The sequence below is a fragment of the Kurthia sp. Dielmo genome, assembly GCF_000307285.2.
In the GTDB taxonomy this organism is placed as follows: domain Bacteria; phylum Bacillota; class Bacilli; order Bacillales_A; family Planococcaceae; genus Kurthia; species Kurthia populi.
Genome location: NZ_HE578959.1, coordinates 298081 through 299051, shown reverse-complemented (window position 1 = coordinate 299051; position 971 = coordinate 298081). Strand labels below are relative to the sequence as shown.

Annotated in this window: 1 protein-coding gene; it reads right to left on the bottom strand. The window is 44.3% G+C overall.

All coding sequences use genetic code 11. The features are described 5' to 3' along the window. Nucleotides 1–971, bottom strand: a 971-nt coding sequence (locus tag KTHG_RS12685) for a suppressor of fused domain protein (RefSeq protein ID WP_186439595.1), incomplete at both ends; no start/stop codon positions are given.

Here is a 971-nt window from a genome sequence, read left to right as displayed (position 1 = left end):
CGGCTGTTAATTTTTCTTGTAAAGCAGGATAACCATTTGCTTCCGCATACTGCCACTCCGCTTTATACACCGGCACTAGTTCATCGATGCGAACTTCTTCGCCTTCTACCTGCAAATGCTGAATATCTGAATCAGTAGGAGCCGAAATTAACATACAGCTTAAATAGGTTTCAATGCCATACGGGTCTGCTAAATCCCCTTTATTGGGGACGATGACCCCTCGAGCCGGCTGAACATTTTCATCATGCGGAATACATGCTAATTTAATCAACCAATTGATCGGCCATATTTTTTCTCGATCCAACCAGTCTGCCCCTCCTTCAAGCCAATCTGCGGGTACTTTCATCATATTTTCCACATATAACAGGTTGTACCCAACGGCGCGGTCACTCATACCTGTTGTAAATAAAACATAATACGGATGCGCGGTTGACGGGGCAATAATATGCGCCTGAATCGGAACTTCAGAAGGGAAGTTTTGATAATAGGTCGTTTGAATCGGACCGTACATCTCTTCAAACGCCGCTCGAATTACCGCATGACTGGATGGTTCTTCGTACTCTTCCTCATCCTCCTCATCTTCATAGTCCTCGTCTTCATCATCATATTCTTCTTTAGGCGTTGTACGCGGCACATGGTCGGCGGGTAAGGTCGCATTATGAGCCTGAATGAGCGCTAGAATTTCCGTTTGATTTTGTTCTTTCGCCATCAGTTCGGCATCTTTTCGTTCAAAATAACGAATTGTTGTGTCCACACCATGGTCGATTAATAGTTGAACGACCTCTTTATTTCCAGAAAGAATGGCACTGAATAGGACATCCTTATAGGGATGAGGGGACTCAAAATTTATCGTTGCCCCCTGTTGTAATAAATAGCGCACCATCTCATAATGACCTTCCCCCGCAGCTGATGCGATGGCTGTATCTTTATAAGGGAAGGATTCTTCATCAATATCCATTCCACTTTCCAGT